This is a genomic window from Paenibacillus sp. FSL R5-0928 (genome assembly GCF_037970385.1).
Classification (GTDB): domain Bacteria; phylum Bacillota; class Bacilli; order Paenibacillales; family Paenibacillaceae; genus Paenibacillus_AQ; species Paenibacillus_AQ odorifer.
In genome coordinates this window covers 362996-388564 of record NZ_CP150225.1, presented here as the reverse complement: position 1 = coordinate 388564, position 25569 = coordinate 362996, and the positions used below count along the sequence as shown (strand labels likewise).

25 protein-coding genes are annotated in these 25569 nt (G+C 44.9%); 2 read left to right on the top strand and 23 right to left on the bottom strand.

The genetic code is table 11. The features are described 5' to 3' along the window. Window positions 1–85: 85 nt before the first annotated feature. Window positions 86–229, top strand: a complete 144-nt coding sequence (locus MKZ16_RS01745; RefSeq protein WP_167348483.1) for a hypothetical protein — start codon at window positions 86–88, stop codon at window positions 227–229. 174 nt (window positions 230–403) lie between these two features. After that, window positions 404–2686: a TPM domain-containing protein gene (locus MKZ16_RS01740; protein ID WP_076107384.1), complete on the top strand. Its 2283-nt coding sequence runs from the start codon at window positions 404–406 to the stop codon at window positions 2684–2686. A gap of 91 nt (window positions 2687–2777) precedes the next feature. Here the strand turns inward: MKZ16_RS01740 and MKZ16_RS01735 are convergent, their stop codons facing one another. The 23 genes from MKZ16_RS01735 to MKZ16_RS01625 form a co-directional block, all read right to left on the bottom strand. Next, entirely contained in the window at window positions 2778–4394 is a 1617-nt protein-coding gene (locus MKZ16_RS01735) for an ATP-binding protein (RefSeq protein WP_036687435.1), read from the bottom strand. 192 nt (window positions 4395–4586) lie between these two features. Then, window positions 4587–5375 carry a formate/nitrite transporter family protein gene (locus MKZ16_RS01730; protein WP_038568317.1) on the bottom strand — a complete coding sequence of 263 codons (789 nt, stop codon included), beginning with the start codon at window positions 5373–5375 and terminating at the stop codon, window positions 4587–4589. Between the two features lie 416 nt (window positions 5376–5791). Beyond that, window positions 5792–6892, bottom strand: coding sequence for a toxic anion resistance protein (locus MKZ16_RS01725; RefSeq protein WP_036687432.1), 1101 nt, complete (start codon window positions 6890–6892; stop codon window positions 5792–5794). Between the two features lie 11 nt (window positions 6893–6903). Further along, a complete protein-coding gene (locus MKZ16_RS01720; protein WP_036687454.1) occupies window positions 6904–7611 on the bottom strand; it encodes a hypothetical protein in 708 nt (235 codons plus the stop codon). Between the two features lie 34 nt (window positions 7612–7645). Continuing rightward, entirely contained in the window at window positions 7646–8701 is a 1056-nt protein-coding gene (locus MKZ16_RS01715; RefSeq protein ID WP_036687430.1) for an ATP-grasp domain-containing protein, read from the bottom strand. Beyond that, a complete protein-coding gene (locus MKZ16_RS01710; protein ID WP_036687429.1) occupies window positions 8698–9531 on the bottom strand; it encodes an HAD family hydrolase in 834 nt (277 codons plus the stop codon). The genes MKZ16_RS01715 and MKZ16_RS01710 overlap by 4 nt, the downstream gene beginning before the upstream one ends. Beyond that, the gene (locus tag MKZ16_RS01705; protein WP_076101184.1) at window positions 9528–10679 is read right to left on the bottom strand and encodes a cysteine protease StiP family protein; all 1152 of its coding nucleotides are present in this window, start codon (window positions 10677–10679) and stop codon (window positions 9528–9530) included. The genes MKZ16_RS01710 and MKZ16_RS01705 overlap by 4 nt, the downstream gene beginning before the upstream one ends. Beyond that, window positions 10660–11970 carry a phosphoribosyltransferase family protein gene (locus tag MKZ16_RS01700; protein WP_076107445.1) on the bottom strand — a complete coding sequence of 437 codons (1311 nt, stop codon included), beginning with the start codon at window positions 11968–11970 and terminating at the stop codon, window positions 10660–10662. Before MKZ16_RS01700 ends, MKZ16_RS01705 begins: the two co-directional genes overlap by 20 nt. 76 nt (window positions 11971–12046) lie before the next feature. Then, window positions 12047–13255 (bottom strand): HpcH/HpaI aldolase/citrate lyase family protein, encoded by a 1209-nt coding sequence (locus MKZ16_RS01695; protein ID WP_256715561.1) that lies wholly within the window; start codon window positions 13253–13255, stop codon window positions 12047–12049. Between the two features lie 224 nt (window positions 13256–13479). Continuing rightward, window positions 13480–14220, bottom strand: coding sequence for a TerC family protein (locus MKZ16_RS01690; RefSeq protein WP_036687425.1), 741 nt, complete (start codon window positions 14218–14220; stop codon window positions 13480–13482). Between the two features lie 27 nt (window positions 14221–14247). Continuing rightward, on the bottom strand, window positions 14248–15528 hold the full coding sequence (locus MKZ16_RS01685) for a TerD family protein (RefSeq protein ID WP_038568304.1): 1281 nt from the start codon (window positions 15526–15528) through the stop codon (window positions 14248–14250). 133 nt (window positions 15529–15661) lie between these two features. Further along, a complete protein-coding gene (locus MKZ16_RS01680) occupies window positions 15662–16243 on the bottom strand; it encodes a TerD family protein (protein ID WP_036687422.1) in 582 nt (193 codons plus the stop codon). 56 nt (window positions 16244–16299) lie between these two features. Continuing rightward, window positions 16300–16875, bottom strand: coding sequence for a TerD family protein (locus MKZ16_RS01675; protein WP_036687420.1), 576 nt, complete (start codon window positions 16873–16875; stop codon window positions 16300–16302). Window positions 16876–16904: 29 nt separating this feature from the next. After that, window positions 16905–17501, bottom strand: coding sequence for a TerD family protein (locus tag MKZ16_RS01670; protein WP_076107382.1), 597 nt, complete (start codon window positions 17499–17501; stop codon window positions 16905–16907). A 124-nt stretch (window positions 17502–17625) separates the two neighbouring features. Beyond that, entirely contained in the window at window positions 17626–18072 is a 447-nt protein-coding gene (locus tag MKZ16_RS01665; protein ID WP_036687417.1) for a tellurite resistance TerB family protein, read from the bottom strand. Window positions 18073–18227: 155 nt separating this feature from the next. Further along, window positions 18228–18950, bottom strand: coding sequence for an amino acid ABC transporter ATP-binding protein (locus MKZ16_RS01660; protein WP_076107444.1), 723 nt, complete (start codon window positions 18948–18950; stop codon window positions 18228–18230). A 10-nt stretch (window positions 18951–18960) separates the two neighbouring features. After that, window positions 18961–19611 (bottom strand): amino acid ABC transporter permease, encoded by a 651-nt coding sequence (locus tag MKZ16_RS01655; RefSeq protein ID WP_036687415.1) that lies wholly within the window; start codon window positions 19609–19611, stop codon window positions 18961–18963. Window positions 19612–19704: 93 nt separating this feature from the next. Then, on the bottom strand, window positions 19705–20520 hold the full coding sequence (locus MKZ16_RS01650) for a transporter substrate-binding domain-containing protein (protein ID WP_036687413.1): 816 nt from the start codon (window positions 20518–20520) through the stop codon (window positions 19705–19707). A 246-nt stretch (window positions 20521–20766) separates the two neighbouring features. Beyond that, window positions 20767–21642: an N-carbamoylputrescine amidase gene (gene aguB / locus MKZ16_RS01645; RefSeq protein WP_076107380.1), complete on the bottom strand. Its 876-nt coding sequence runs from the start codon at window positions 21640–21642 to the stop codon at window positions 20767–20769. Between the two features lie 54 nt (window positions 21643–21696). Then, the gene (locus MKZ16_RS01640; protein ID WP_038568299.1) at window positions 21697–22725 is read right to left on the bottom strand and encodes an agmatine deiminase family protein; all 1029 of its coding nucleotides are present in this window, start codon (window positions 22723–22725) and stop codon (window positions 21697–21699) included. 157 nt (window positions 22726–22882) lie between these two features. Then, window positions 22883–23038 carry a hypothetical protein gene (locus MKZ16_RS01635; RefSeq protein WP_155288068.1) on the bottom strand — a complete coding sequence of 52 codons (156 nt, stop codon included), beginning with the start codon at window positions 23036–23038 and terminating at the stop codon, window positions 22883–22885. 226 nt (window positions 23039–23264) lie between these two features. Further along, window positions 23265–23813: a phosphodiesterase gene (gene yfcE / locus MKZ16_RS01630; RefSeq protein WP_076107379.1), complete on the bottom strand. Its 549-nt coding sequence runs from the start codon at window positions 23811–23813 to the stop codon at window positions 23265–23267. A 125-nt stretch (window positions 23814–23938) separates the two neighbouring features. Further along, window positions 23939–25423: a glutamate synthase subunit beta gene (locus tag MKZ16_RS01625; protein ID WP_076107377.1), complete on the bottom strand. Its 1485-nt coding sequence runs from the start codon at window positions 25421–25423 to the stop codon at window positions 23939–23941. Window positions 25424–25569: the final 146 nt, after the last annotated feature.

Genomic DNA, 25569 nt, shown 5'->3' with positions numbered 1-25569 from the left:
GACAAACGATGATAATGATTATCATTATTATAAGCGTTAATAATTTCAATTTACTATATTTAAGTTAAAAGGAGACTGATCACCCATGAACGTTACCTCTACCCGAACAACATTACAGGTTGACGATTATCTGGATCTGCTCAATCTTGCCGTTAAAGTTGGAGATTTGAAATGGCAAAAAGAAATTAAATCCAGACTGCAATACATTCTCTGTCTGCCGACAAGATAATGCTTCTGAATATACGCCGTGTTCCCTTATTGGGAGCATGGCTTTTTTTGTTAGTATGCCGACATAGCTATATAATAATAGGAGTATCTCCAGGTCACCTGATGGTTAATGATATAGTATAATTATCAGCATAATATATAGAATAAAAAGCCCTTCAGATCGGAGCGTGTCAGCTTGAAAAAGTATATAGCTTTATTCTTAATGCTCAGCCTGTTATGGATACCCGGTGCATATGCCGCTGGAATTCCTGCACAGCAGGGATTCGTTACCGATAACGCTGAAATGTTCAGTTCCGCAGAAGCCGCGTCTATTTCTGCTACCGCTACTGGAGAACTCCTGACCATCCATTTACTCACTGTAGATTCCACAGACGGTACTCCAGCTGATAAGTATGCAGACAAGGTTTACGACTCGTGGAAACTGTCCACGCGGGATCTTCTACTGCTGATCTCCGCTGGTGACCAGTCCATTGAGCTAAATTTCTTAAATCCAGACTTTCAAAGCTCGTTAAATACTTGGTCTAAGAATCAGGGAGGGTCCTCGGGAAGTTCAGCCATCCAAAAACTGCTCGACACTTATTTCATTCCTTATGCCAAAAAAGGGGACTTCGCTGGCGGGACAAAGGCTTTGATTAATGCCATCCATTCTATTGGAGATCGTGCCGGCAATACTGGAGGAACCGCAGGAAGCGGGAGCGCAGTCGGCGCCGGGAATGGTGTAAACCGCTCCAGCAGCTCCATGTTTATGATTGCAGCGATTCTTATCGGAGCCCTTCTAATCCTCCTTGTACTCTTTGTAGTGGTTACGGGCCTGCGTCGTCGCAAGCAGCTTAGCGAGCAACAGAAACAGTTATCTAATTTAATGGTCCAGGCAAATCGGGCACTGGAATCGCTAAATCCTTTTCAAGGGATCGTTCAAGGCAAGACGGGAGAGCTAGTCGAGGGTATTTCTAAGCGGCTGTCTGCCAAGCTCGTTGAAATCTCTGCACTACAAAGCGAAGGTCAAGGCGTTCAGCCGGCATTTTATCGCTTGGCTGCCCTCAAGACAGCTGTGAAACAATTACAGCTGACCGAAGCTTCCTTCCGCGCAGCGCTTGAAGAGGAAGAGAAACACATTGCTGTCATCAGCGAAGCTGACCGCAATGTCAAACAGCGTATTACAGAGCTGAAAGAGGATACGCCGGAGCTTGAAGAGCAACTGCAAGGTGCAGTTAAAGAAACCGGGTATGAACTTCAAGAAATTGTAGAAGAACTTAAGGAGCTTGCGGAGGAGACAGCTAAGGCAGACCAATTAGAGCTTTTTGATCCCATTGCTGCACAAGAGGTTACCGAGGATGCACAGGAACGTCAGGAAAAGATCGAACAGGATCTGAAGGATGTTGATCTCTATGATGATAAGCTAAACAAATTCCCTACGGTATTAGCTGCGGCACGTGCCAAAATCACCGGGATCATTGAACAGAATTCACTGCACAATATGAAGGTTAAGCCATATGATCACCTGGAGCAGGCCCGCGCAGAATCGTTGACTCTTGAAGCGCCACTGCGTATAGGAGATATGGATGAGGTGCGCAGAATCGGCGCCAGTCTAGACCTTCTTCTGGATGAAGCTATTGCTATGACAGAGCAACAAGCACTGCTGCGGCAGAATAACCGTAGAGATCTAGAGACATTCCGCACCACATGGAGCCATTTGAAACAGCGGCGAGACGAGCTGCAGGCACGAATTACAGAAGCACGTGTACATTTCGAAGAACAGCATGTAGCTACTATAGAGAATATTCTGACGGAGTGGAGCACACGTCTTCGGGAAGGCGCAGGTGAAGTGGCGCAAATTGAGAACTGGACCAGTGATGAACGGGGCGAATATGACAAGGCCCACGATGCGCTGGAGCGCTTGCTGTCATTGCAGGATGAAGCTGGCCGGCAATATGACGGTGTCTCTGAAAGTCTAAATGCATTAAATGAAAGACTTGATAAAGTACAACGTCTCTTCTCCGAAGGACAAAGCCGGGTAGAGACGACCCAGCGAATGCTGCACAGCAGAGGCTTGTCTTCCAGAATCCGCTTTGAGTTGTCCTTATTGCCGGAATATAGCCAGTTGGAGCAACGGCTGTCATCCCGGCCTTACAACCTAGAGGAACTGGAATCGATTGGCCGCGCTTATGACGCTCAGATCACTTCCTTTGTGAATGAAGCGAACCGAATCATTCGCCAAAAGGAAGAGGAAGAACGGCTGGCCCAGCTAGCCATGATGAGAGAGCAACAGCGGCGTGCACAAGCCCGTAAACGAATGTCCTCTGGTCCTCCTTCTTCAGGTGGATTCGGTGGGGGACGTTCCTCCGGCGGCTCTTCCTGGGGCGGAGGCGGCAGTGGCGGCAAATCCTCCGGCGGTTCTTCTTGGGGCGGTGGCGGCGGCAAATCCGGTGGAAATTCATCGGGTGGCTCAAAGTGGTGATTCCTCACACTTAGATGCAAATGGATATACAAAAAGACTCTTTCGCCTATATCTGGCGGAAGAGTCTTTTTAATTATGAATTATTGCTGTTTCATTTGTGGTATGAATGTGCCATTGGAAGATAAATTGTAACGGCTGTGCCCACTCCCTTTTCACTAGCTATTGCCACATATCCTCTGTGGGCAGTCACGATTTTTTTGACAATCATGAAGCCAAGTCCATTCCCATCACCTCTGGTCGTGTGAAAGGGCTCCCCTAATTTCTCCAGAACTTCCTTGTTCATACCCTCTCCATTATCGGTAAAGGTAATCACCTGGAATTCATCCTTCACATCAAGAGTTACTGTAATGCTCCCGCCAAAAGGCAAAGCTTCCATTGAATTTCTTAGGATATTCAGGAAAATCTGCTTAATCTGATTGCGGTCACATTCGATCTCAGCATCATAATGGATCTTTGTATTCAACGCTATATTATTCATCTCCACCTGAATCGCGAAGATATTCAATACTTCCAGAAGGATCGTACTACATTGTTCAGTCATATAATGCGCAGCCTGCGGCTTACCCAGAATAAGAAACTCGCTCACAATGAGATTCATTCTTTCCACTTCTGACATAATGAGATCATAATGCAGCAGACGTGAATCTTTATTAGCCAGTTGAAGCATCCCTTTCACCGTAGTCAGGGGATTGCGGATCTCATGTGCAATGCTCATGGCCAGTTGTCCTGCGACCACTAGCTTTTCTGTATTGCGCAGCACTTCTTCCGTTCTTTTCATCTCCGTGATGTTGCGCAAACTTCCAATCACACGCGCTAAGTAACCATTCGCATCGTAAACGGGTAGTACATCTAACATATAATGCTCGAACAACCCGTTTTTCTCCTGAATCACTTCTAACCCGGCACATGCGACATGATGTATGATGACATGTTGAAAGTATGCGCCCACATTCCTAATTTCAAAGACACTAGTTCCAACAACAGACTCTTGATGCTCACCACCCAAATGAAGCATGGCTAAACCGTTCTCATTTATATTCACGACTGTTCCGAATTGATCTGTTATGATTACCCCTAAGTAATTGGTCTCTAGCAAAATCCGATTTAATAATTGCAGCTGAGAATTTCCTCTCCGCAACAAAATCTCACGTTCAATCGAGTCAGCCATCGTACAGAGCAGAGGCAGCAAATGGGGATGGGCTACATCTATATCTGCCATAAATGAAATTGTACCTAAGATTTCCTGCCCATTTTCTTTATAAAATGGAGCCGTACAGCATACTAAATGATGCAAAATATGATGGAAATGGTCTCGTCCTGTCAGCTGGAATGGCCTCTGATATTCAAGGGCTAAAGCGATTGAATTGGTACCCACCTCTTTGTTCATCTGCACGCCTTCTTTGATGCCTACCTGTCCTACGAGATCAATAATCGTCGCATCTCCCTGGAACGCCAATAGATAACCTGCATCATCCGAAATCGTAATTAGGATCGGGTTCCCCTTTACTGAGGACAGAAATTTTTTGACAAAAAATTCGATAACCTCAATCACTTCACTATATACGCTAAGCTGCGCTCCCAATTCATCAGCAGAATATCCCTTTGCAAAGACAGGCGGTTGCTCAGGATCAATTCCTTGGTCTATACAATGCTGATTGGAAGCCTTAATAATGGTCTCATCCGTCAGTATCCCTGTTGTCTCATCCAAAGCCCTTACCCCATTCTGTATGAATCTTCAATTTTGCATTGCATAATTATGTATTCTACCTCTCTCCCTCTAATCCTTTTCAATCCTTAAAAATCAAATAATCCCAATGTTAAAAAATAACTTTCTGCACAAAAAAACTCCACCCCTGTAAAAGAGCGAAGTTTTGGAGGATTATTATTTTCTGTTTTTCTGTTAATGCTTAGTGTCATCCAAAAAAGGTTTATTCACATAATAATACATTACCCCCATCAGTACGCCACCGCCAATTAAATTGCCGATCGTAACGGGGACAAGGTTATGGAACACTCCATACCACGATACCGTTCCGGGATGATCAAGTACAAGCGCAATCGCAAAGGTACACATATTGGCAATACTATGCTCATAGCCGGAGATGAAAAAACAGAATACGAATAAGACCATTGCGAACATTTTGGCCCCATCGCCTTTCATATTCATGGGTATAAAAAAAGCCATACAAACGAGCCAGTTACAAAGAATGGCCCGAAAGAAAAGCTGACCTGCCGGGGCTTCCATCTTATGCTCCACTACATATAACAAAAATCCGTTTACATCTGAGCTATAGAACAGTCCTGTCAAAAAAATCAGCAAGGCAAAAACGGCAGCTCCAAGAATATTACCGATATAACTCATGATCCACATGCGGACAACCTCAGACCATTTCATTTTCCGTCTTAGTGCCGTGTATGTGTAATAAAAAGTATCTCCGGTGAATAAATCCCCACCACCAAAAGAAATTAGAATAATAGCCGCTCCGAAAGTTATCGCAGCCATTGGATATGCAAAGGGGGATTGCTCCATAAAGAAATAGTTGCCTGTCTTAAAGGCTACAATTACACCGAATCCGATAAACATACTGGCCAGCATGGCTCTGGCAATATAGCGCATTACGCTTTGCCGGAATATCTTCTGTTTCTTAAGTGCTAAATGTTCAACCTGAAGCAGCGCCTCGTTCTCCATGTGACCTCCTTAGGGATTTTGGTATTTCCAGCTGATTATGGGCTAATCGTACAGCCTTGCGTTATTATACCCAATAACCCGCTGGAAATTACTTGAACCAATTCACGCCAAAAAATCCCTGAATACTTACGGGGAAGCGAAGCTACCTCTTGCTAATTGTCTTCATTGATTTTAGCAATGGCTTCTGCTTTTTCACTGCTGGCGACGATGATAAGCACGAGTATCAAACAGCCTAAAACCATAGCCTATCCCCACTTCCTCCACATGTAGTCTTGTGACAACTTATGTATGTGGATAGGGCTTTATGTTTGGCTACAGCAAACTTCATTTGATTAGACCAAAAAAAGCAGAGCAGCGAGCCCCCAGAAACGAAGGCTCACTGCTCTGCTATATTTTTACGGTCTTTTTTTAACTAATTAGTTCAAGAAACTGCTCAGTTGGCTCTCTGCTTCACCTTGTTTCAGCGCCTCAGGCTTGTCCGCTTCATTGAGACCTAGACGATTGCCCAATTGGGTATTGATCGTCGTCATTTTGGATGTATAATCCTGGCAGCTCTCGATAATACGACGGTTTGACTGTTCCGAAGTGTCTAATGCGCTAAGCAGATCGCCGATCGCTTGATTCACGGCTTCCATAGACATGGAAGGTTTGGATAGAAGCTCGGTCGTTTTTTCTGTAGTCGTACGCAGCAAGCGTGCATTTTCTTTAAACTGATCTTCAATCGTCTTATTTGTTGCTTCTACAGCATTGATAACATTCTCCTGATCGGCCAGCGACATCGCAATCATTGCCGACACTGTGATCAGATTAGAGGTCTTATCAATCGCATTATTCACGGAATCGATCAGTTTATCATTATTGTCATTGATGATATCTGTAGCAGCGATCGCTTGATTGTACAATAGAATCATCTCTGTCATGGACTGAATACGAACCATCACTTTACGTAGACCACGCTCCAGATAAGCTTTACGGAACTCATTCTCAGGCTTCGCAATCTCCACCTCGAACAGCTCTTTTAGCTTATTGCCGAAGGCAATTTTGGTCTGCAGGTTATAGATCTCCTCCATAGAGGTACGTTTCAGCTGGCGCATATTTACAATACTCTCTTCGAGGGTATCTCTGCCGTCGCGTAGACCGGTAACAATCGCATCAATATTCGTGCGGACAGACTGATATTTGTACACATAGTTCTTCATCGGACTCTTCCGCAGCATTTTGCCGAAAAAGCTAACATTCTTACTCTGTTGCAGATTTTCACACTCATTCCGCAGCTTCATAATCATGTTAGGCACTTCAACACGCTTACCGGACATCAGGTCATTTACCGGACGATCCAGAAGTTTGAGGGTTTGGCCTGCTTTCTCCTGCGTCTTCACCCCAAGCTTCCCGATATCATCCATTAAAGAATCCAACGTGACTGTATCTGTTTGGGATACCTTCTCGATCAATTGTGCCGCTTCTTCGACTACCTTTTGTTCATCTTCTTTTTTTAATTGGATCAACTGCGTGGACATGGGTTTCCCTCCTATAATTCGGAACTGCTATACCGCTGATGAATCAGTTCCGCCTTCGTCTGAAGTTCCATCAGGTCTTTATGTTCGATCGTCGAAGCAATATCCGATATTTTGGAATCAACATCTCTTAGACCGTTCAGCAGCGTTCTCCGATTCTTCGTCTTTGCTTCACCACTTAGGCGCAAAAATGGGTTAATCACACCATTCAAATCCTTCAGAATCAATCTGCGGACCGTGTGATTAATATCGCCATTATTGAGCTCCTGCAGCAGCGGAATTACACGTTGAAGTCTCGCAAAAAGCGCCAGTGATTTCTCGACAATTTCATTGTCCAGTGTATCCTTCTGCCCTTCGGAGATAATCATATCTTCCAGAATGCTAAGATACTCAACTACCGGAGCAAATTCCGGTCCAATCTTCGTCGGTTCGGCCTCAGTTCTACCACTATTGCCCGGATTAAATGGTGCAGCATTATTTGCCGCACTATTTAATTGCGGAGCATTTGCAGAGGGAGCTGGAGCAATAGGTACCGTCTCTGGACCTGCTGGCAGCACCTCAGCCGGAAGGTTGGTTCTCGGACTTCTCGTTGCAAGAACCCCTACAGCAGCACCTGCTACAGGCAACAGCAAGGAGAGTAACTCAGGCAGAAAAGAGCTCGTTAATACAGCGACAACATAGCCAATACCGGCATACAGCAATATTTTCGATTTAAATTTAATTTTTCTCACCTCTTGTGAGCGAGATTGCGAACGCTCAATTCACGGGATCCGAAATTACGGATTCGCCGTTTATTTTCATAATTAGCGGCTGCTCTACATGGCTGGCAAGCACATTATCGCCGAACTCCGCAGGCTGTACCTCTCCGCCGAGTGCACTTTTGACAGCCAGGTATGGAAAGTTAATTCCAGACAGACAAGAAATATGAAGACCTCCAGACATCCGGGGGTTAATCTCCAGCAGTTTAGGAATTCCACCACTATACTTCATTTGAATATTGAAATTGAAAGGTATTTTATATACCTCTGCTACCCGAGAAGCGATCTCCTCCAGCTCCGGAATATGCTCCATCAGCCGCAGACGGCCGCCAGCTTTACGACGGGGCACAGCCGCTAACAGTCTGCCGTTCTCATCTGACAAACAATCTATACTGTATTCATAACCTTCCAGCAATTCCATCACCATAAGTTCAGGGAATGTAGCTTCACTTCCCAGAATACGATAAGCCTCTTCGAAGGATATCAGCGGTGTTACATGACCAAACAGCTCCTGCAGAGGACTACGTGTGTTATCAATGATACGGAAGCCGAGGCCCCCCTCTGTCTCCGTAGGTTTAAAGCATACGCGATGCCCTTTGGCTACAAGATCATGATAAGCCTCTTTGAACTGCTCTGCTGTACTGACCACATGATAATCAGGAATTGTCATAATCCCGGTTTCCTTAACACTTTCGTAGAACTTACCCTTATCCATGATGGTCTCCAACAAGTCCAAATCTCTACAGACCAGAACCTTGGTACCAATCGCATCAAACATAGCAGCATGCAAAGCTATATCCAGCATATGTAACCGTGGAATAAAGATATCGATCTCATTGCGGCGACAGAAATCCACGCAGAATTGAACATATTCTATTCCAGTCAGTGCCGGTTCAGTCCCAGCAACATCAGCCCCTTGAAGTGACATATGGTGAATATCTGGGTGCGTGGCGAAGATTTGTACAGGAACGCCATCCTCATTATTGCGGATGAGATTCATATAATGGTAAGCGACGGAAAACCAGCGATTGAAATAAATGTTTACCTTTTTCATAGTGGCCCAACTCCCAATACGGTTAAGTTATTATAGATCATGTTTACATACTGTAGAATTTCATCACCAGCAAAAACACCCGCTTGCTTCGTAAAGGGATACCTTGATTTTACAAGACCACTCTGCTGCTCTGCAAATATTTCTCCATGACAAGGAGCAATCGCATAGTCCGCACTTTCTAGTAAACTCTTATCCAACAAGGAATCTCCCGATGCTACCATCGGTTCTGACCGAACCGTCCGGCGTACATGAACAATCGCATCACTTTTATTTACAGCGGCAGGAACGACATATAGCTTGCGCCCTTGTAAGGATACCCGCCAGCCCAAATCGTATAATCGCTCTGCCAGATTCGTAATCTCATCCATAGGTAATAAATCACGCACTACCACAAAGGTATAGAATAAATCATCACAATACCGCTCACTAATGATCCATTCCTCGTGCACTACAGACCTAACGTGCATTCTAACTTCTTCTGCCGCAGCCGATTCATTTTGAACAAGCCTGCCCACAGAAGCTCTCCAGCTCTTATCCACTTCGCCACCAATCAGAATATTCCCGCCATTACTAGTAATCGCGTAGTCTGGAATAATCGTGTCTTGAAACAGATTAATACGCTTATACTGCGCGATTGTACGTGTTGTAACGGGCATAAAGATAATACGGGAAGTAAGCTCCATCAGATCAGCCAATGCTTTTTGGGAAATGTATGAAACCGTCTTGCCATCCACAACCTCCGCAGGAACCAGGCCCGGAGTATTCTCCGGGACACCGATTGCATTTAGGGAATAGATTAACGTTCGGTCCAAATCACTGGCATAGATCATTCCGTCTCACCTCTCAGCGGTTTAATAATCCCACAACAGGAATAGGTGAGTCCAGGGAATACTTCTACTGGAACCCCCCTATCCTCTGCTAAGAGAATAATATGACGGAGATTTGGATTATCCATAGTATCGACAAGAATCTTCCACGGTACTCTGCGCAGCAGCACTCGGGTTGTTTCTCCGACTCCGGGCTTGACCAAATTAATGTTATCTATGCCGAACACTTCTTGAATACTCTGAATATCACGCAGCCCCTGCCATGTAATTTCTGGCGGGGATTGCTGCATCTGTTCAGCAATCGCTTGTGCTTCTTCCGCAACGGAGGAGAAATACGGGCAGATCGCCGCAATGAATACATTAGATACATCCGTATCGAGCCATTCCTTGTAGAATTTAGCCCCATGGAATTCTTCCGGACCGATTAAATCGTCGCGCAGCACTGTCCGGCTCATCAGCCCTGACACCGTAGAATTGAGGCATGCACTAGGAATAAGATAATCCTCTCTAGTACCGAACGTGCCTGAACAGTTCCCGGGATCAGCCAATACGGCCAGGTCATCATTTAGCCGAATGCCATATTTCTCATACAGGCTGTTGCACGCTTCAATCAATACCTGGCGAATAGCTCCTTTCCCCGTCCATCCATCGACAAACTGCAAATCAGCGTCAAGCCCGTGCTTTTGCAGAATATAGAGGATTGCGTTCTCATCAATCCCCTTGCCCCGAATGATAGAGATACTATAATGCGGCAAATCAGCATCATATCGCTCTTGGATATAACGCTTAATCAGTACACCAATTGGTGTTCCCGCTCTTGCCAAAGAGACTAACACCGTATCAAGTCCCCGTTGAGCGACAATCATCTCAGAGACTACCGCTACTGCTAGAGCGACCTTCTCCGCAGATTGCTCCAGCGTCTCGTGAAATAACTCAATATACTGCTCAGTAGGCTGATATTCCACGGGCAGCATCTCAGAGTAATGTACACCTGATTGAATGGCGGCCTCTCTTTCGTCAGTCGCCCGCTCCAGTGAAACATCACTCAGATCCTTAAGCAAAAATATAACATCTGATGGAGAATAGCTGCCTAGCGGAACCGGTTCGGCTATACTTCTGTTTAGAATTTCTTCAGTTACTGTTCCCTTCATTGGTAGGGCCTCCACTTCTTCTTTCCGAGGTCAGTACAATAAGATGCACTTTATGGCGGGCCAGTTTCTTCAGTATATCAAGCATAGGTTTCATACGTTCATGCGGTACATCACGCTCAATCAGCACAAATATATCATCGTATTGATCAGGAGCTACATTATAGATAAAGTTTGTGATCTCCGGGTCGCCGGCTGAAGGATAGGCAGCAGCACTATGCACCCCATAATCCGGTCGACGCTCAGGGTGGATTGGACTTCTAGTGGAAGACTGATAAGCAATCCCTTCCCCCATTTCCGCCGCCACTCTCATCGGAAGATACATAAATTCCCCTACGCCCATTACCAAGGCTTTCTGTCCTCTACGCAATTGCCGCAGCTGTTCAGCTATTCGCTTCACACCCTGATCAAGCCCCGGATTATCCTGCGACACAATTCCGAAACGTCCACTATATTTCATATACGGCGCTGTGTTAATCTCACCATATGAATCGATAGAGGATACCTCCAGTCGTTCCATTCCATCTGGAGCATAAGTGGTTACAACCTCACACTCTACAGCAGCCTCTCTATCCAGCTGCTCTGTATCCTTATTAAATACTGGTGAACCTATCACTTCAATATTCCCTTGCAGCAGACATAACGACTTAATGCGAATCCCCAGCTCCTGCTCAAGATCACTATAGCGTTGAAGATTGCTGCCGCTTCTCCAGTCCAGAAGAGAGACTACCACATATTCCTCCCGCGGGAACTTTGACTGAATATCCCGAATCGTATTGATCGCGGTTTTCCCAGTCGTTATCTCGTCATCTACCAATATAATAGGCTCTGTCCCAGATAAGAGTTCGGTATCCAAGGCATAACATAGATGATCAACCGCATGAGAGTGTTCTTCTACAAAACTTACAACAGACTCCAAATCAGGAATATGCTCACGCGTAGTATGAATATATGATGCCTGCTCAGCAAAGATGTTGTACACACTGTGACCCAGTGCAGTTGCCGTTTCTGCGAATCCAATAAAAACCACAGGCTTGGGCAAAACCAGCTGGGCCGCTAGCAAATGTTGATAGGCTTCCTTAGCAAATTCAGGATGAATCAGCCCATGAACCGCCATATCCAATAACTCTGTCATACGATCACTGTCCACGGAATCACCGTTCATCTCCTGATATAACAGCAGCGCCAACGCTGCTCCGCTTAGAAGTGAAGTATACGGATCGACGGGGATATGCTTGCCAAGCACCTTACTGACAAACAGAAAAGTCCGCTTTTTATTAATTCGCGCCGCCATAGAGAATAAAGAATCCAGAGGCATATGAAAGGGGTTAAAGGTTTCGGTTACATTCACTTGCAGGTTCTCGACTATGTTATACGTGCGTAAATTCGTTTTCGGGTAATAATCCGACAAAATGCTGTTGTTCATGTAACACCCCGTATATTTGAGATCGTAGTAAAGTTCGTCTTGCCCAATTGAGATGGGGCTTAATTTCATTCATTTTATTAAAATATTGACTCTTAAACACGCCCAAACTGCCATCATTACTTTCTACAATGCTTAAAGCATCAACGTATTCCTCATGCATAACCGTATACATCGCCTGAACAGGTCTGAGGTGAGAAGGATGGATAATCGTCTTGCCTACAATTCCATTCTCTTTATCTAAAATAACCTCACGAATTAGCCCGTCTACACTGCTCGAAATATAGCTATTCCGCATATCACGGCCGTTTTTGCCGTAAGTATCCTCAAATGGCGTCTGCCGTAGCTGCGGCCGGAGAACTCGATGGCCTTTATTCGCAAAATACTCCCAGACGGGTCCTGAGATCACATATCCCTCTTCAACCCGCCCAAACACATTGATAATGTCCGAGATACAGTCACGAATAGGAGTAAGATCATAAATACTAACATCAGGACTGCGACGCAGTCCGAACAGACTGGAGAAATCCGTTGCCCCAATTCTAACGTTTAGGACAAGTTCACGGTAATTACGGAGTAAATCACGGATAGATAGCAGACTGTCCACTCGACTTTCCCGATAAATAATAGGTGCAGTTTCCAAGATTGGCATCCCGTAAAGCACAGGATCATTATAACCACGCGTATTGTTGTACTCAGCTAACGTTTCAAAATATTGAATTCCATTGTCCACAGAGAACTTAGGAAAAACAAACCCTGTTAACATCGTTACCAAGGATCCCAAGCGGAAAATCATTTGCCGGAGTTGGTCCGGGTTACGTACTCGTATAAAAAGAAGCGGGAGGCTGTTTGCCGAATCCAGCTCATTTTCTGCGTAAGCAGCTAGATAAATAAGATGCTGGATAATAGACTCCTCTGCATTGTCAACCTGGTCATCTCCGATTGCGTCCTCCAGATCTATAATAACCGTCACCAGACCTGCATTCTTGAGCTTAATGATGTCTTCTGCAACACTTGCACGGGTAGCCGGCATATAGAGGGCAGCGCCGACAGCGTAGGCTAGCAGTTCCTTATTCGTGGTATGATCAAATGAGATAGGCGAAGTGTAAAACAAAGAGTTTTCTTGTTCTTTCGTCAGGTAATCGAAGTATCTCAAATCGGTTCCCCCTTATAGTTTTGCGAAGCCAAGCAAAACAAGCGTAGACCTCTCCTCATAGAGAGTGTCAGAACCGGCAATACTGTCCCTTGGGATGGCATCTTGGCTCTCTCAAATATAAGTGAAGGCCTACGCTATAACATATACGATTACCTGAAAGAAGCAGGCGTTTCTATTCTTGCATGATCGGCTCCGACTTCTCTATGGTGCAATTACTTTTTTAATCATGCACTTTTGTGGGCATCTTTTTTCTTACGTCTAGCACTGTAGAGGATCGTACCCACGAACACCGCTATAAGGATTGTAAAGAATACGACATGCGGCAATTCAAAGCCAAAAGCACCCGCTAGCATCTTACCCGCAATAATGGCGATAAGCAGGAACGCTGCCTGTTCCAATTCAGGGAATTTATCAATAAGCTTCAAGAATACCTGCGCCACTCCGCGCATCATCAGAACTCCTAATATACCACCCATAAAGAGAACCCAAACCTGATCGCTAAGTCCAAATGCAGCAATGACACTGTCAATACTGAAAGCAATATCCATTAATTCAACAAGGAGTACCGTCTTCCAAAAAGAAGTGCCTTTATTCTCCGTATGCTCTTCGCCACTGCCCTTAAATAAACCTTTATATGCGATATAAAAGAGATACAGCGCACCAAGAACCTTAACCAAAGTAAACTTAATAAGAAATGTCCCTAGTCCAATGGCCAGGAATCTGAACAAATAAGCCCCTAAGATACCGTAGAAAAGTGCCTTTTTCTGCTGCTCCTTAGGTAGATGCTTAACCATAACGGCAAGCACAAGCGCATTATCTGCAGAGAGCAAACCTTCTAGTAGAATTAAGCTTCCGATAATCCCCCAGCTCACAGGATCAGAGAGCGTGCCTACTACATCACTCCATGAGAAAAAATGCCCGTAATTCTCACTAATATTTCTAAAAAAATCTGCGAACCAATCCATTACACTTTGCGCCTCCGGTAAAATCGATTATTTGCTGCCCGCAACCCAGCGCAGCCCCCATCCATAGGCTTCATCCATCTCACGATGACCACTGTAATATTGCACCAGCCGTTCAACACTAAATGTTTCATTGCTTACATTCCGGAATAACGCAATGGCACACATCCCTTTTCGGTTGTTATGCTCGTCCAAATTTACAATGATATCAGGTCCTCCGCCTTGTTTGATGGTGACAACCCCATCGGCCTCCGACCAGTTGGTTACCCCTTTATAAATAAAGGAAAACACTAGAATGCGTTCAATCTCGGAAATTTTGATACCATTTATACGCAAATTCTCACCAGTAGTTACGGAGCCTGTACGATCATCCCCATCAAGCATGACATAAGGAGGTTGATTTAAGGAGCCAAAGGCATTGCCTAACGCTTGTACCACTCCTTTACTGCCATTCTTCAGTTCATACAGACAAGCAAGATCTAGATCTACGCCATTTTTACGACTAAAGAGTCCGCCCTGTTTCTGGTTCCAGTTGAGATTAATCAACACTTCCCCTAAATCACCACTGGCTGATTTTTTCAAATTGATGGAATCGCCTTTTTTCTTCAGCTCGATTTTCTTCAAGTTGAGATTTATTGGCGAAGGCGGAGGTGTGGGTGGAGGGCTCTCTTCACGTTTCACTGGCTGCGCAGGCGGCGTTGCGAAGATTTGTGGTGGAATCTGCGGCTTAACCTCCGGCTGTGGAGCAGCAGGAGCAGGCTCCTCATTCGCTTCAATACCAAAGTTGCTGCATATCTCTTTCAAACCTCCGGCAAACCCCGCTGCAATGGCACTGAACTTCCATTCACTGTTATATCTATATAATTCCCCTACCACAATGGCCGTTTCCACGGAGAAAAGATTGTCGAGATCACATCGGAGCAGTTCCGCACCTGTTACTTGATTCAGAATCCGAAAATAGGCCTGACTTACTTGCCCAAAACTTTGACCCCTTTTCTCCCCATCATAGATGGTAAGTGTAAAGGCAATCTTCATCACATCGGAAGGAATCTTATCCAATTGAACTTCGAATTGCTTGCGGTCATTGAATCCTGGCACATCCTTATACCTAATATAAGAAGTGGCTGGATTATTATAAAATATTAAATCCTCGTCTTTACTTACCTTACCCTCTGATCCAAGCAGGAAAGCAGAGCTATCAATCTCCAGAGCAGCCGGAGCATTCCAGCCGATTTCTACGATTATAGAATGAAGTCCAGCATTGCCTTTGGTCAGATCAGCTTTTTGCCCTTTGACTACGTTAACACTCATTCTTACGCCACCTTTATAAATGGAGTAAACCAACCCATAATTTTGTAAAAAAGAACCCCACAAAGTGGAGTCTGTACTGCTCTAAATATTTAGAAAAAGGGCAGGATCGGTAATGACCCCGCCCACTTGGATGCTATTGCGCGTCCAGTCCATAGTTTCTGCATAAAGCGCTTAGACCGCCGGCAAAGCCACTTCCAATCGCCTGGAACTTCCAATCCGCACCATTGCGGTAGAACTCACAGAATACAACAGCTGTTTCAGTTGAGAAGTCTTCACCCAGATCAAAGCGAAGCACTTCACGATCATTAGAAGCATCTACCACACGTACAAAGGCATTGGAGACTTGTCCAAAGTTTTGTGCCCGAGTTTCGTAATCATAGATCGTTACCGTTATTCCGATGCGCTGAATATGAGCAGGGATTTTGCTGAAGTCAACAACAATCTGCTCATCATCTCCGTCCCCCTCACCCGTACGGTTATCCCCCGTATGAGTCAAAGAACCTGCGCCACCCGAGGGATTATTGTAGAATACAAAATCATCGGAGCCCTTGGCTTTACCATCTTCATGCAGTAGAAAGGCTGAAGCATCAAGGTCAAAATCTTGGCCGCCGCTATACTTATTAGTATCCCAGCCCAATCCTACTACTACCTTAGTCAAACCCGGATTAGTCTTGGTAAGATCAATCCGTTGTCCTTTAGAGAGACTGATCGTCACTGACAAAACCTTCCTTCATTATTCATTTGGTTCATCTTTGGCATATACAACGAAATTTATTGCAGGCCGTAGTCGCGAGTCAAACCGCTCAAGCCGTCTTTATAGCCGCTGCCGATGGCATTGAACTTCCACTCTGCACCATTACGATACAGTTCGCCTACAACAACACCAGTTTCAATAGAGAAATCCTCACCGAGGTCGAAACGAATCAGCTCTTCATTGTTCAGATCGTTTACGATACGTACATAAGAACGGGAAACTTGTCCGAAGTTTTGACTTCTTGCTTCAGCATCATAAATTGTAATAGTAAAAGCTACTTTGTCTACATCAGCAGGGATGTTCTGAAGATCCACTTGAACCTGCTCATCATCACCATCGCCTTCACCTGTACGGTTATCGCCGGTATGAACAACAGAAGCATTTTCATTTTGCTTGTTATTGAAAAAAATAAAGTTTGTTTCTTTATCAACTTTACCACTAGCATTGGTCAAAAAGACGGATACGTCCAAATCGAAATCTTTTCCGCCGTCATATTTATTAGTGTCCCAACCAAGACCTACTGTGATTTTGGATAGACCTGGGTTTGTTTTCGTTAAATCGATCTTTTGACCTTTGGATAGATTAATTGCCATGATTACATACCTCTTTTCTTATATTTGGATTATACGTAGCGTTCTGCAAGTTGATTGATATGAGCGGCGTGGCTGCCTTCTCCAATTGCAGCGAATTTCCATTCCCCACCTTGGCGGTAAAGCTCTCCACAAATAAGTGCCGTAAAACCTGTGTAGTTGTCTGATAAGTTAAATTTAATCAACTCATTATTCCCGGCAGCATTCATTACCCGAATATACGCTGATTTGATCATTCCAAAATCCTGTTTGCGATTCACTGCATCGTAAATGTTAACGACAACCAGAACCTTGTGAACATCGGCAGGAATGGCTTTCAAATTAACCATGATTTGCTCGTCATCTCCGTCACCTTCACCCGTCAGATTATCTCCGGAATGAATAACCGAGTTGCAAGGACTTTGCTTGTTGTGGAAGCAGATCAGGTTACCCTTCTTAGTTAGCTTACCATCCTCATTTAATAGCAGTGCTGAGGCATCACAGTCGACATTCGCCTGTTTCTTGACTCCAAAGAATCCCCGCGAGGCTTCAATCGGATCCCAGCCTAAGCCCACAATTACATTGGACAAGCCCGCATTACCTTTAGTCAAATCAATCTTTTGACCTTTTACCAGATTAATTCCAGCCAAATCAACGTACCTCCGTTTCCGATAAAAATCATTATCTGTTAGTCTAGCTTTTAGGTGTTATATCAGTGATACGATAAAGATTAAATTACGTTTCAACGAACTTTCATCTATGACTCCACCTAATTTATAAACTGAATTCGCTAGGGTTTAATCCCAAGACGCTACAAATATTCCGCACAACTGCTTTTTCATAATCATCAAAATCGCCATCGGCCGATCCAATTGCCGAGCATACGCCCACGATTAAACGTCCTGCATCTGGTTTGCCGCTAAACTTTGCGATGGCCTTCAAAGCCTCTTGTTTCCCTATTTCCGGTGAGAATTCGAAGTTGCTTACATAATAGTTAAATTGAGCAATGACATCTCTCATGTCAAATACCTTCAATTCATTACTCATATTCATATAGCCGGCCATTTTATTTTTCTCTGCTTCTTCTATTTTACCGTCAGCCGCAGCCACCAAAGCGCAGCCCGCAACTACAGCATTCATAAAATCTTTATTTTTGAATTTTTTCACTTGATCTGTTAGTCCGCTTTTGGTTGTGTTTAACCAGTTTTTAAATGTGCTCATCGTATTCTCCCTCTATCACTGCAAGATTATGATAACAAAAGATATCCCCAGAGCCTCCTCTCCACGTTCCGACAGATTTTGCATATAAATCCCTGAAATAACCGTTACTCTTCTAATATACCTGATAAAATAACAAGATTCTACTTTCCACAAAATTACAGCACCTTTGATAGAAAGGAGCGTGTCCGTTCTTGCACAGGATTTCCGAACAGCTGCTCCGGACTTCCTTCCTCCACAATCTCACCTTGTTCCATAAACAGCACACGATCTCCCACCTCACGCGCAAAGCCCATTTCATGCGTCACCACGACCATCGTCATCCCCTCACGGGCCAGCTCCTTCATCACCGCCAGCACTTCCCCCACCATCTCCGGGTCAAGCGCCGAAGTTGGTTCGTCAAAGAGCATAATCTTGGGCTCCATAGCCAGCGCCCTCGCAATCGCTACCCGCTGAGCCTGACCCCCAGACAATGAGGCTGGGTACATCTCTGCTTTTTCACTTAGACCTACTTTTTGCAGCAGCTCCAGCGCTTTTTGCCGCGCTTTATCCGGAGACCATTTACGCACCTGAACCGGTGCCAGCATAATGTTCTCTATAACCTTCATATGAGGAAATAAATTAAACTGCTGAAACACCATCCCAAGCTCTGTACGGATATCGTTAATCTTCGTACTAGCCGCCATCAAAGAAGTGCCTTCAATTACAATCTCGCCACGCTGCGGCTGTTCCAGTAAATTAAGGCAACGCAAAAAGGTCGATTTACCCGATCCGGACGGACCGATAACCACCACTACCTCCTGACTGAAAATATCGATACTTATGTCGGCCAGCACCGTATTTGTTCCAAATGATTTATGTAAGTTCCGTACTGAAATCATAGGCTCCATCCTATTTCAGCCTCCGTTCAACGTAATTCAGCAGCTTGCTAAGAGAATAGGTAAGAATGAAATAAATAAGTGCCGCTGTCAAATAAGGCTCCCATATCCGCAAATATTGCCCTTTCATCGTGTTGGTCCAATACATTATTTCCGGTGCAGCCACCAAAGCCAGAAGAGAGGAGTCTTTCACAAGCACAATAAACTCGTTACCAAAAGCCGGAACCATCCGTTTGATCGCTTGCGGTAAAATAATAAATCTCATCGCTTGCCGATTAGTCATCCCCAGTGAAATAGCGGCTTCCCGTTGCCCACGATCAACCGACTGAATGCCCGCCCGAAAAATCTCAGCCGAATAAGCAGCCGAATTAAGCGACAGAGCGACAAACGCAGTGATTAGGGCGTTGGTTTTGCCGTAAAGCGGGGGAATCACTCCAAAGTGAACAATCAGAATCTGCACATACAGTGGTGTTCCTCGAAAGAAATTGATATATGAATGAAAAGGCCAGCGCAAATACCATTTAGGAGCCATTTTGCCAAATCCGATCCCCAGTCCCAAAATAGAACCAAATAAAATAGAAACTACAGAAATACCGATAGTCAGCAATGTCCCTTTTAAAAGGACGGGCAAATAATGAATAATAATGTCCATTCTAAAATCCATAGGACTCTCCCCTTCTCTTCTTTATGTCATCTCTCTTTAAAAAAATAAGCATGCGCAATAGCTATCATTACGCATGCTTATTAGGTTCTTTCCTTATTTTGCGTTCAATAAGCTATCTAGGTTAGGTTCTTCGCCGAACCAAGTTTTGTAGATTTCCGTGTACTTTCCGTTTTCCAATACCTTCTTAATAGCCGGATCCAGTTTCGCTTTTAACTCACTGCCCTTAGGGTAAAGAATGCCGTAATATTCCGCTCCGAAGTTCTCCGTGTCTACAATCCCCACCAGCTTCTGCTTAGGATTGTTTTTCATGTACTCACGTACAATAGCAATATCCGCTACGACCGCATCGGCTCCGCCGCCATTCAGTTCCATCAATGCCACCGCATTGCTGTCGAAACGTTTCAAGTTAGGGTTGTCGACGCCCATTATTCCGCTCATCAGGTCATCTGCAGTTGTGGCCCCTTGTATTGCAACTACTTTATCTTTAAGATCAAGTGCATTTTTGATGTCGCTGCCTTCTTTAACCATGATCATATTGGTAGATTCGAAATAAGGGATGGAATAGTCATAGGTTTCTTTACGTTCATCCGTAATGGATACTGAAGACAGTCCTGCTTGATACTCCGTTCCCTGCTTCACACTTTGAAGCATCGTTTCCCAGCCTGTGTTCGTTACGTCATAGTCTATTCCCGCTTCTTCCATAACTGCCTTAATGAAATCGATGTCGAATCCTTTGATTTTATCCGTGTCCATGTACTCCATAGGAGCGTAGCTGGCATCACTGGCAAACTTAATTTTCTCTGCCGGGGATTCGTTACCAGCTTTACTGTTATTTGCTCCACAACCTACCAATCCAACCACCACCAATGCGATAAAAACTGACATTAAAGCTCGACTTTTTATTGTCATATCTCCATACCCCCTATTTTTGGAAATAACTTAAAGAGATTTTAACAGATTAAAGGATTCATGACAATTAACTTTTCTATTTTATGTAATGTTATATAACATAATATTATTATTTTATAAGTTTTATACGTACATCACTCTCAAAAAATTACCATCAAACACAAAAAGGCACTGCCAGAGATTGTATTCTCCCTAGCAATGCCTTTAGATTTAACCTTAAACCTTAAACCTTAAACCTTAAACCTATTAAAGTGTGATATCTCCATCATAAGAACCGATCAATTTATACAAATCCGGCCGGCGGTCACGGAAGATTCCCCACTCGATCCGTCCAACTTCCAAAGCATCCAGATCGAATTCGCTTACCAGCACGGTTTGCTCATCACGTCCAGCCTCAACGATTTTATTGCCCTGAGGACCTGCAATGAATGATGAACCGTAGAAATTAATGCTCGAATCCTCATCAATTTCTTCACCAATACGGTTGGAAGCCACGACTGGAATAAGATTAGCAGCTGCATGTCCAAGCATACAGGTCTGCCAATGATCCTTGGAATCGATCGATCCATCCTGCGGTTCAGAACCAATAGCCGTTGGATAGAACAGAATTTCTGCTCCCATCAGGCTCATTACTCTAGCCGCTTCTGGATACCATTGATCCCAGCAGATACCTACGCCAATCTTGGCATAACGAGTGTTCCATACCTTAAAGCCAGTATCTCCCGGATTAAAGTAGAACTTCTCTTCATAACCTGGGCCATCTGGAATATGACTCTTGCGGTATTTGCCAAGCACCGTTCCATCAGCATCGATTACAGCAAGTGAATTGTAACGCGCGTAATTCTTTTTCTCATAAAAACTAATTGGCAGTACCACTTGCAGCTCCTTGGCTACTGCTTTGAAATGATTAATCGCCTTGTTATGCTCAAGCTCTGTTGCATATGCGTAATAATCAGCTTTCTCTTTTTGACAGAAATACGGAGTCTCAAACAGCTCCTGCAGCAAAATAATTTGCGCACCCTGTGCTGCCGCTTCTCTGACCAATGTCTCGGCTTTGCTGATATTCTCCTCAATATTGCTGGAACAACTCATTTGTGTCGCAGCTACTTTTACATTTCTCAAGAATCTGTCCTCCTTGTATATAAATGTCCCTTTGGACGTTTAGTTTCCTTCAAATTATTGCTGTGCAGGCATTTGCTGCGTAGTGCAATGTACATTCCCGCCTTCGGTGATAACGGCCATTCCGTTAACTGTACGAATCTTGCGATCCGGGAACAAACCAGCGAGCACTTTCTCAGCAAGTGTATCCGTTTCTGTTGCGGTGCCGCCAAACACAGGCAAGATAATTCCGCCGTTCACGAAATAAAAGTTCAAATAACTGAGCGTCAGACGACTGCCGTCATGATCGACCCGTGGTGGCTGCTGAATCTTGATAATCTCCAGCTTACGCCCTTTGGCATCTGTAGCGTTCTCCAGAATACGCAGATTTTCTTGCGTAATCTCATAGTTCTCATCCTGCGGGTCCTCACAGACCTGGATAATAACTTTGCCTGGTGCAGCAAAACAAGCAATATTATCAACGTGACCATCGGTTTCATCGCCGCTAAGGCCACGTCTCAGCCAGATAATAGCTTCTGTACCTGTATAGTTCCGCACGTACTCTTCGATCTCTTCGCGCTTCAGCTCCGGGTTGCGGTTTAGGTTAAGCAGACACTCTTCTGTAGTAAGCAAAGTGCCTTCTCCATCCGTATGAATCGAGCCACCCTCCATCACAAGCGGTGCATCAAAACGGGTGATCTGTGCATGCTCCAGAATCTGCGGAGCCACTTCGTCATCCAGATCCCAAGGTGAATATTTACCGCCCCAAGCATTAAACTTCCAGTTCACACCTGCCATTTGTCCTTCTTTATTAACAATAAAGGTAGGTCCGTTATCACGCAGCCAAGCATCGCTATGCGCAATAGGCAGCAGCGTTACATTCGGTCCGCCGACCAGATGTTCTACCCGCTCCACGTCCTCCGGGTTCACAATGACCGTGATCGGTTCAAACTCGGCGATGGCTGTGATAATGTCAGCATAACCTTGACACACTGACTCGTGGTTGTCCGGGAAACACATAGATTCCTGCACCGGCCAGGAGATAAAAGTACGTTCATGCTTGCCCCATTCCGGTGGCATTGTATAGTTCAAATCTTTAGGATTCATGTGTTAACTACCTTTACTAATATATTTGGAGCCAGTCCTACCCTTAAAACTCCTTCCTCATCATACAATAATATGTTCTAGTGCTCAATTCCCTGGGACATTAATAATGTTGGAAGGAATTTTTTTGTTCGCAGCCCCCATTTTACAGTTAAAAAGTTTAAGTTTCATCCGTTACAACGAAGCTAACAGAACCCAATTCCCCAAAAAGCTCACTGAATTCATACACGGTAACGCTGTTGCTGACGTTGTCCAATCCCATGACAATTATTTTTTCCTTGGCGTATTCAGCGCATCTGGCGTCCTTCTGTCTCATAGCAGCTCCAATATGCCGTTTCTAGTTAGCGGCGTCTTTCTGGGTTCCGCATTATGGTGGATGGGTTTGACAGGGAGCACCGCTTTGTTCAGAAACAACATAATGTCAGGACGTTCGAAACAGCTCTTGTTCAACAAACTATCCGGATTGGTAATGTTGTCTTTCGGCATTGTCGCCCTTATTCAATCTCTCAATCTTCAGGAGTTCCTTTAAACGATCCCTCTCACTATACGGTAATCTTTTTTACCACATTGCCTTCAAAATCCTTAACGATAAATTCCCCGCCCTCTAGAACAGCATAGGAATTAGGATTATTCTCTTTAGGCAGCGATATGGAGCCGGGGTTCAGCACGTACACTCCCTCCTTTACATCGGCAACTGGTATATGGGTATGTCCCTGAATAAAAATATCCTTCTCGGAAAGCGCCGGCAAATGCTCAATGCTAAAGCCATGACCATGTGTAGCGTAAATCCGTCTGCCTTCGTGCAAAAACATTACATAATCGCCCATCATCGGGAATTCCAGCAGCATTTGATCTACCTCGGCGTCACAGTTTCCACGCACTGCGGTTATCGGCTTGTTTTTGTTATATACGTTAAGCTTATTAGCAACCTCTTGTGGGTTATAGTCCTTCGGCAGCGGATTTCTTGGACCATGATATAGGAAGTCTCCTAGAATAATAAGACTGTCCGGCTGCTCTTCTTCTACCTTTTCCAAAGCCCGTTCCAGCCAAAATAAAGATCCGTGAATGTCGGAAATAAACATTAACTTCATCATGTATTCTCCTTTTCAACTTAACTTAAGTAAATATGCGCTTAGACAATAATCTTAACCTTGAACATACCACAACGCAAAGCAGACGTTCCCAAAGGAACGCCCTGCTCGCTATATCTTAACACTCACGGCAAATTCGAGGATCCCATCAAAAAGCGGTCTACTTCGCGCGCAGTCTGACGCCCTTCGTCAATAGCCCATACTACAAGGCTTTGCCCGCGCCGCATATCACCTGCTGTGAACACACCTTCTACATTGGTTGCTTGTGCTCCGAACTCTGCTTTGGCGTTCCCCCGCTCATCGCGTTCCACCCCAAGCTCGCCCAGTACAGTTTCTTCAGGCCCTGTGAATCCCAAAGCCAGCAATACCAGCTGCGCTTGCAGGGTCTCCTCACTGCCCGGCACTTCGACCGGTACCATTCGTCCCTGTTCATTACTTCTCCATTCAATGCGCACTGTACGCAGCTCCTGCACTTGCCCGCCCTCATCGCCGACAAACCGTTTCGTCGAAACCAGATAACGGCGTGGATCTTCTTTATACAGTGAAGCGGCCTCATGCTGACCATAGTCCACTTTAAGCACCTTTGGCCATTCCGGCCAAGGATTGTTAGGCTGACGAGTCAGCGGCGCCTGTGGCATAATCTCGAGCTGAGTTACACTGCGGCAGCCGTGGCGGATTGAGGTGGCCACACAGTCTGTTCCAGTATCCCCACCGCCGATTACAACTACATCCTTACCTGCTGCAGATAAATACTCGCCATCTGCAAGCCCTGAATCCAGTAGGCTCTTTGTATTCAGCGTTAAAAACTCCATAGCTTGATGAATCCCACGCAGATCACGTCCTTCTATCGGAAGATCACGTGCCTGTGTAGATCCACCACACAGTACCACAGCATCATGCTCTGCCTTGAGCTGTGAAGCTGGGAGATCTCGGCCGATCTCTGTTCGAGTTACGAAGGTAATACCCTCAGCCGCAAGCAGATCCACCCGGCGCTGCACAGTCTTTTTATCCAGCTTCATGTTGGGAATACCATAGGTAAGCAGACCGCCAATCCGGTCCGCCCGTTCATACACAGTCACCGTATGTCCAGCCTTATTAAGCTGTGCCGCACAGGCAAGGCCTGCCGGACCTGAACCCACTACAGCAACCTTCTTACCCGTGCGATGAAGTGGCGGCTCAGGCACAATCCAGCCTTCTGCAAAACCTCTATCTACAATTGACTTCTCAATAGATTTAATGGTGACAGGTTTGCCGTTCATCCCTACCGTACAAGAGCCTTCACAAGGAGCGGGACAGACACGGCCTGTAAATTCAGGAAAGTTGTTTGTCTTATGCAGACGTTTCAGCGCTATCTCCCAATTTCCACGATAGACCATATCGTTCCATTCAGGAATCAAGTTGTGCAAAGGGCAGCCGGAAGCCATACCAGACAACAGACGTCCTACATGACAAAATGGCGTACCGCAATCCATACAACGTGCCCCTTGCTCGCGCAGCTTTTCTTCATCCATAGGAATCGAAAATTCATTCCAATTCTTAATTCGCTCCAATGCCTCACACTCGGAGGGTGTCTGTCGTTCAAACTCTAAAAATCCGGTTGCTTTCCCCATCTCTTTCATCCTCTCTACCAAAGAAAAGTACTCTCTGTCACTTTCTGCTGTTATGCCACTCTAAAGCGCCAAAGTAAATGCCTTAATATTAGCATCCTAGATCTTTAACGAAAATGAGTAATGTCACCTTTTTATGTAAAATAAAA